At 72.4% G+C, this 7,160-nt stretch carries 6 protein-coding genes; 5 read left to right on the top strand and 1 reads right to left on the bottom strand.

The features are described from left to right. Positions 1-543 precede the first annotated feature (543 nt). A complete protein-coding gene (locus ACFQBR_RS31555; protein ID WP_267948978.1) occupies positions 544-930 on the top strand; it encodes a Rieske (2Fe-2S) protein in 387 nt (128 codons plus the stop codon). Between the two features lie 96 nt (positions 931-1,026). On the opposite strand, the gene ACFQBR_RS31550 is transcribed toward ACFQBR_RS31555, so the two are convergent. Next, on the bottom strand, positions 1,027-2,160 hold the full coding sequence (locus tag ACFQBR_RS31550) for a mechanosensitive ion channel family protein (protein ID WP_344183268.1): 1,134 nt from the start codon (positions 2,158-2,160) through the stop codon (positions 1,027-1,029). Positions 2,161-2,391: 231 nt separating this feature from the next. Between ACFQBR_RS31550 and uvrC the strand changes: the two genes are divergently transcribed. From uvrC to ACFQBR_RS31530, 4 genes are all read left to right on the top strand, one after another. Further along, positions 2,392-4,419, top strand: coding sequence for an excinuclease ABC subunit UvrC (gene uvrC, locus ACFQBR_RS31545; protein WP_344183266.1), 2,028 nt, complete (start codon positions 2,392-2,394; stop codon positions 4,417-4,419). Further along, a complete protein-coding gene (gene rapZ, locus ACFQBR_RS31540) occupies positions 4,416-5,300 on the top strand; it encodes an RNase adapter RapZ (RefSeq protein WP_267948981.1) in 885 nt (294 codons plus the stop codon). The genes uvrC and rapZ overlap by 4 nt, the downstream gene beginning before the upstream one ends. 286 nt (positions 5,301-5,586) lie before the next feature. Continuing rightward, the gene (locus ACFQBR_RS31535; protein ID WP_344183264.1) at positions 5,587-6,561 is read left to right on the top strand and encodes a gluconeogenesis factor YvcK family protein; all 975 of its coding nucleotides are present in this window, start codon (positions 5,587-5,589) and stop codon (positions 6,559-6,561) included. Positions 6,562-6,597: 36 nt separating this feature from the next. After that, positions 6,598-6,990: a DUF488 domain-containing protein gene (locus ACFQBR_RS31530; protein WP_267948983.1), complete on the top strand. Its 393-nt coding sequence runs from the start codon at positions 6,598-6,600 to the stop codon at positions 6,988-6,990. Positions 6,991-7,160 lie beyond the last annotated feature (170 nt).

Raw genomic sequence — 7,160 nt, 5'->3', positions numbered from 1 at the left:
CGTCACCATCCCCTCGTACACGGCCCAGGCCCAGAAGGCCCCGAGGTTGCGGTAGTGGTGCAACGCGTTGCCCGAGCTGGACTCCGCGGCGAGGTTGGCGAGCCGGCCGGTGGTCTCCTCGGCAGTGATCTTCAATGTCCGGGGGCGGCCGCCCTCCTCGAGGTGGGCGTCGAGGAGGCGCAGGGTCTTGAGGTAGTTGCGGATCGTGTACGGCGACGCGGGCTTCTTCTGCTTCTTCGTGGCGGCTCCGGACCGGAGGGCCCGCTCCCCGGACTTTCCGGGGGTCAGGAGCGGAGGCCCACCGGTGGCTTTTCTGACACGTACTACTCCGGTGGTCGAGGGTGGTCGTCGTGCGGCAATGGTGCTGCCGACGACCGTCGTGCTATGGGACGAATTTGCCTCGCCGGAGCGTATTCGCAGGTCAGGTGCATGATCGGCCCTGGGTTAAGCCGGGGGTTGCGCTGTACTACATTGTGTAGTGATATTTCCGCGCAGGTGAGGGAGCGTTCGGTCGTGGCCGGTAAGAGGACGTGCGGGTGCGGGGTGAGCAGGCGGAGCCTGCTCGGAACGGCGGGCGCGGCGGCGGCCGTCACGGCCGTGAGCGCCTGCGGCGGGGAACCGCCCCGTCCGCAGGACGTCCGGCGCGGCCAGGTGGTCGGCCAGACCACCGACGTCCCCGAGGGGGCGGGCGCGGTCTTCCACCACAGCAAGCTGGTGGTGACCCAGCCGGAGAAGGACGACTACCGGGCGTTCAGCGCCTCCTGCACGCACGGGGGCTGCACCGTCCAGGAGGTCGACGACGTCATCCGGTGCCTGTGCCACGGGAGCGAGTTCGACATCTCGACGGGCGAGGTGGTCACCGGTCCGGCGCAGGAGCCGCTGGAGGGGTTCACCGTCACGATCGACGGCGAGGACATCATCCTGGACTGACCAGGAGCGCCCCCCGGGGTCCGGCCCCGGGGCGGATCGGTCCCGCACGCACGACGGCGCCCGGAGCGCGGGGCCCCGGGCGCCGTTCGCGTCGGATCAGCTCTCCCCGGGGTCTCCTCCGGGAGGGCCGGTGACGCCGTTCGGCTCCCGGCGGCGGAACGCCGAGGTGGGGAACTGCGTGGCGTACGAGGCGTCCTCGTCCCCCGAGACGAACTCGGTGCGGCTGCGCGGCAGCGACTCGGGGTAGTGCGCGACCAGCCACCCGATCAGGTGCTCGCGGATCTCGCAGGCGATGTCCCACTGCGCCCCGGTGTCGGCGGCGGTCGCGACCACCCGCACGATCACCTCGCCCGTCTGGGTGACGTCGACGACCTGGCACGACCAGCTGCGCCCGTCCCAGTTGGAGCTGGAGGTGATCAGGCGGCCGGCCTCCTCGCGCAGCTCCGCGATCGGGACCTCCCAGTCCAGGGGGAGCATGACCTTCGCGGTGATCGCCGTGCCCTGCTTGGTCCAGTTCTCGAAGCTGGTCGTGGTGAAGTTCGCGACCGGCACGACCAGGCGGCGCTCGTCCCAGATCTTGATGGTGACGTTGACCAGGCTCAGCTCCTCGACGCGCCCCCACTCGCCCTCGACCACGACCACGTCGCCGATGCGCAGCGCGTCGCTGAAGGCCAGCTGGAGCCCGGCGAACAGGTTGCTTAGGGTCGACTGGGCCGCGACACCGGCGACGATGCCGATGATGCCCGCGGAGGCCAGCAGCCCGGCGCCGAGCGCCCGCACGGAGTCGAACGTGAACAGTATCGACGCGATGGCCAGGACCACGATGATCGACGTGATGACCCGGCGCAGCAGCCGCACCTGGGTCTGGAGGCGCCGGGCCTTGCGGTCGGCGTCGCCGTTGGCGACCGACAGCCGGGCGAGGACCATGTCGGTGACGGCGTGCGCCAGGCTGATGCCCAGCGCCGTCAGCGACCCGATCATGAGGATCTGCATCGCGTGCTCGATGACCTGGTACGTGCTCCAGGGCACGTCCTGCCGCTCGGGCAGCGCGAGGTTGGCGCCGACCACCGCGGCCGCCGTGTAGCCCGAGACGCGAGTGCGCGCGACCACGTAGTCCGCGACGCGCCAGGCCTTGGCCAGCTTGTTCTTGAGCACCCATCTGATGGCGAACACCAGCAGCAGAGCGAGCGTGACGGCGATGCCGATCGCGATCCATTGGGAGGGGTCCACGACGAGGGTCCTCCTTGTCGTTCATGTCCGGAAGTTCGTCTGTACCCGCCCAACCTAGACCATGCAGATGCGCAATCGTGACGTTTGCATGACCATGGGGTGCGCCCGCACGCGGGGGCCCCTCCGCCACCGGGGCGCCGCAGCCCCCGGCGGCCGGCGTGAGCCCCGCCACGGCGGCCCCGGGCGGGCCGCGAGTGGCCGTCTGTCCCTCCGACCTACCAGAATGGGGTCATGGCTGTGACTCCTCACCTGCGTCCCGCACCCGGATCCATTCCGACCTCGCCGGGCGTCTACCGGTTCAGGGACGCGTCGGGGCAGGTCATCTACGTCGGCAAGGCCAAGAGCCTCCGGTCCCGCCTCTCCTCCTACTTCCGGGACTTCGCGGGGCTGCACCCGCGCACCCAGCAGATGGTCTCCACCGCGGCCGACGTCGACTGGACGATCGTCGGGACCGAGGTCGAGGCGCTCCAGCTGGAGTACTCCTGGATCAAGCAGTACAACCCCCGGTTCAACGTCAAGTACCGCGACGACAAGAGCTACCCCTACCTGGCGGTGACCCTCAACGAGGAGTTCCCCCGCGTCCAGGTCATGCGCGGCGCCAAGCGCAAGGGGGTGCGCTACTTCGGCCCCTACTCCCACGCCTGGGCCATCCGCGAGACGGTCGACCTGCTGCTGCGGGTCTTCCCGGTGCGCACCTGCTCGGCGGGGGTGTTCCGCGGCGCGCGCAACAGCGGCCGCCCGTGCCTGCTCGGCTACATCGGCAAGTGCGTCGCGCCGTGCGTGGGAAAGGCCACCCCGGAGGAGCACCGCGAGCTCGCCGACGACTTCTGCTCCTTCCTGGCCGGGGACACCGGGCGGTTCATCCGCGAGCTGGAGGCGCGGATGAGGGAGGCCGCCGGGGAGATGGAGTACGAGCGCGCCGCGCGCATCCGCGACGACATCGAGGCCCTGCGCGCCGCCCTGGAGAAGCAGGCCGTCGTCCTGCCCGACTCCACCGACTGCGACGTCATCGCCATGGCCGACGACCCGCTGGAGGCGGCGGCGCAGATCTTCCACGTGCGCGGCGGCCGTATCCGCGGACAGCGCGGCTACGTGGTGGACAAGGTCACCGACGCCGGCCCCGCCGAGCTCATGCGGACGTTCCTGGGCCAGCTCTACGGGGCGGCCGAGGGCACGGACGAGAGCGCGGGCACCGGCACCGCCGTGCCGCGCGAGGTCCTGGTCTCGCACGAGCCCGCCGACCCCGAGGCGCTGGCCGCCTGGCTCTCCGGGCACCGGGGCTCCGCCGTCGACCTGCGGGTGCCGCAGAGGGGGGACAAGAAGTCCCTCATGGAGACGGTCGAGAAGAACGCCAGGGAGGCGCTCGCCCGGCACAAGACCCACCGGGCGGGGGACCTGAGCACGCGCAGCCGCGCACTCAACGAGATCCAGGAGGCACTCGACCTCGCCGAGGCCCCGCTGCGCATCGAGTGCTACGACATCTCCAACCTCCAGGGGGAGCACGTGGTCGCCTCCATGGTGGTGTTCGAGGACGGGCTGGCGCGCAAGTCGGAGTACCGCCGCTTCTCCATCCGCGGCAGCGGGGAGGGCGACCGCGAGCAGCACGACGTCGCCGCCATGTACGAGGTCGTCAGGCGGCGGTTCCGCCGCTATCTGGAGGAGAGCTCCAGGAGCGGCGAGGTCGCCCGGATGGGAGAGACCGGCGACCCCGGTGGTCACCGGACCGACGACGAACCGTCACCCGGGAAGTTCGCCTACCCGCCTAACCTTGTGGTGGTGGACGGAGCCAGGCCCCAGGCCGAGGCGGCGCGCCGCGCGCTGGACGAGCTCGGCATCGAGGACGTCGCCGTCTGCGGCCTGGCCAAGCGCCTGGAGGAGGTGTGGCTGCCCGGCGACGAGGACCCGGTGATCCTGCCGCGCACCGGGGAGGGCCTGTACCTGCTCCAGCGGCTGCGCGACGAGGCGCACCGCTTCGCCATCGCCTACCACCGGCAGAAGCGGGCCAAGGCCCTGACCGGCAGCAGCCTGGACGAGCTCCCCGGGCTGGGCCCGGCGCGAAGGTCCGCCCTGATCAAGGAGTTCGGCTCGGTGAAGAGACTTGCCTCGGCCTCGGCCGAGGAGATCGCGAACGTGCCCGGCATCGGCCCCAAGCTGGCCGAGACCGTGCACGCGCACCTGTCCGGCGGCCCCGCCGGACGGGGCGGGGAGGGTGACGGGGCCTCAGCAGGAGACACCACTGACGGGGAAGGAGACACATGACGGTCGAACTGGGCGGGGAGCTACCGCCCGAGGTGGTCATCGTCACCGGGATGTCCGGTGCGGGCCGCAGCACGGCGGCCAGGGCCCTGGAGGACCTGGACTGGTTCGTGGTGGACAACCTGCCACCGGGCCTTCTGCCCACGATGATCGAGCTGGCCGGCCGCACGCACGGGGCGGTCCCCCGGGTCGCGGTGGTCGTGGACGTGCGCTCACTGGCCTTCACCGAGGACCTGCTGTCCACGGTGGAGGAGCTGCGCAAGCGCGACATCGTCGCACGGGTGCTCTACCTGGAGGCGGGGGACGACGCCCTGGTCCGCCGCTTCGAGGGGGTGCGCAGGCCGCACCCGCTCCAGGGAGACGGCCGCCTGACCGACGGCATCGCGCGCGAGCGCGAGACGCTGCTCGCCGTCCGCGGCGAGGCGGACCTGGTCATCGACACCTCTCAGCTCAACGTGCACCAGCTCAAGGCACGGGTGATCGGCTTCTTCGGGGAGAGCGACGAGTCCCGGCCGCGCGCCAACGTGGTCTCCTTCGGCTTCAAGCACGGGCTCCCCGTCGACGCCGACCTCGTCCTCGACTGCCGTTTCCTCCCCAACCCCCACTGGGTGCCGGAGCTCAGGCCCATGAACGGCCGCGACGCGCCGGTGAGCGACTACGTGCTGTCCCAGGACGGGGCCAAGGAGATGCTGGAGGCGTACTCGGAGGTCCTCAGGCTGACCATCGCCGGATACCAGCGCGAGGGCAAGCACTACATGACCCTCGCGGTGGGCTGTACCGGCGGCAAGCACCGGAGCGTGGCCATGGCCGAGCAGTTCGCCGACCGGCTGCGCGGACAGGGGGTCGACGTGCACGTCGTGCACCGCGACGTGGGCCGGGAGTAGGGGAGGGGACGCGCGCGGGGACGTCCGGCCGGCCGTCCCCCGCGCCGACGGGGGGCGCCGGTACGGCCGAACCGGGCCGGTCGCGCGCCCGGGGGAGGCAGGGCGGGTCAACCGAATCGCCAAGAGGGGCGTCTTCCCCTAGATTGGCCCGGTCACCGCTGGTGCCGTTCCCCGCGCGGACGGGGCGCCGGCGGACCGGGGGCGTGTGCCGACCTGCTGCCCGCCGTCCTCGGCGGCACGGTCCGGCGCGTCCGCTGCAGTCGGGACGAGGGGGCAGGCCACAGCCATGGCGAGAAGCACCGGGCCGGACGGGGACGGGCCGCGCCCACCCCGGGTGGTCGCGCTGGGCGGGGGGCACGGGCTGCACGCCTCCCTCTCCGCGCTGCGAAGGGTGACCACCGACGTGACGGCGGTCGTCACGGTCGCCGACGACGGTGGTTCCAGCGGTCGGCTCCGGCAGGAGCTGGGGGTCCTCCCGCCCGGTGACCTGCGCATGGCGCTCGCCGCCCTGTGCGGGGACGACGAGTGGGGCCACACCTGGAGCCAGGTGCTCCAGCACCGGTTCAGCTCGGAGGGCGAGCTGCACGGCCACGCCGTCGGCAACCTGCTCATCGTGGCCCTGTGGGAACTCCTGGGCGACTCCGTCGCCGGGCTGGACTGGGTCGGGCAGCTGCTCGGCGCCCACGGCAGGGTCCTGCCGATGTCCTCGGTCCCGCTGGAGATCGCCGCCGAGGTCTCGGGCCTGGACCCGGAGCGGCCCGACGCGCTGACGACGGTGCGCGGGCAGGTGGCGTGCGCCAGCACCAGCGGCCGGGTGCGCTCCGTCTCCCTGATCCCCGAGGCCCCGCCCGCGAGCCCGCAGGCCGTCAAGGCGGTGCGCGAGGCCGACTGGATCGTGTTCGGCCCCGGGTCCTGGTTCACGAGCGTGCTCCCGCACCTGCTGGTCCCCGATCTGGCCCACGCACTGGTCACCACCCGGGCCCGGCGGCTGGTGACCCTCAACCTGTCCCCGCAGAGGGGCGAGACCGACGACTTCCGGCCAGAGACCTACCTGGAGGTCCTGCGCGAGCACGCCCCCAAGCTGGGGGTGGACGTGGTGCTGGCCGATCGCGGCACCGTCGACGACGCGGCGCCGCTGCGGGCGGTCACGCGTGAGCTGGGCGGACGCCTGGAACTGGACGACCTGTCGCGCTCCGACGGCAGCCCCCGCCACGACGCCGAGCTGCTGGCGGCGGCCTTCGAGCGGATCCTGGTCGACTGACGTTCCTCCGGCCGCCGTCCGGGGAAGACCGGCCCCATGGCCGATCGGAACGTGTACCTGGAGCGCGTCTACGACGAGGTGCGGGACCGGGGCGGCGGGAAACCTCCGGGAGCCCGCTTCCTCGTGGACCGGCTGTGGCCGCGCGGGGTGAGCAAGGCCTCCATGGAGGGCGTCCGCTGGGTCGGGGAGGCGGCTCCGAGCAGTGAGCTGCGCGCCTGGTTCGGCCACGACCCGGAGCGCTTCCGCGAGTTCGCCGAGCGCTACCGGACGGAGCTGGACTCGCGCCCCGACGCGCTGTCGCCGATCCTCGACGCCGCCCGCCGGGGGCCGGTCACCCTCCTGTACGCCGCGAAGGACGGGGAGCACAACCACGCCGTCGTCCTTCGCGACCGCCTGGAGGAGCTCCTACCGGGGGCGGGGGGCAATTGACCCCACACCGGCACGAAGGCCGACAGCGCCCCGGCGGGGAGGGAGGGCGCGGGGGCGACACGCCGTCCGGGGGTCGGCACCGAGCGTCCCGTAACGTAGTCTGCCTCGGAGAAAGTCCCCGGCGGCCAGCCCGCGGGGACGCATCCCCGGTACCGGGCGCGCGGTGCCGG

Source organism: Nocardiopsis tropica, from assembly GCF_042660575.1.
Taxonomy (GTDB): Bacteria; Actinomycetota; Actinomycetes; order Streptosporangiales; family Streptosporangiaceae; genus Nocardiopsis; species Nocardiopsis tropica.
This window is presented reverse-complemented; position numbering and strand designations above follow the sequence as displayed.

What these genes read in the sequence shown, in the direction of transcription:
- uvrC (WP_344183266.1), top strand. Translation starts at nt 2,392, where the DNA reads ATGGCTGTGACTCCTCACCTGCGTCCCGCACCCGGATCCATTCCGACC.
- ACFQBR_RS31535 (WP_344183264.1), top strand. Translation starts at nt 5,587, where the DNA reads ATGGCGAGAAGCACCGGGCCGGACGGGGACGGGCCGCGCCCACCCCGG.
- ACFQBR_RS31530 (WP_267948983.1), top strand. Translation starts at nt 6,598, where the DNA reads ATGGCCGATCGGAACGTGTACCTGGAGCGCGTCTACGACGAGGTGCGG.
- rapZ (WP_267948981.1), top strand. Translation starts at nt 4,416, where the DNA reads ATGACGGTCGAACTGGGCGGGGAGCTACCGCCCGAGGTGGTCATCGTC.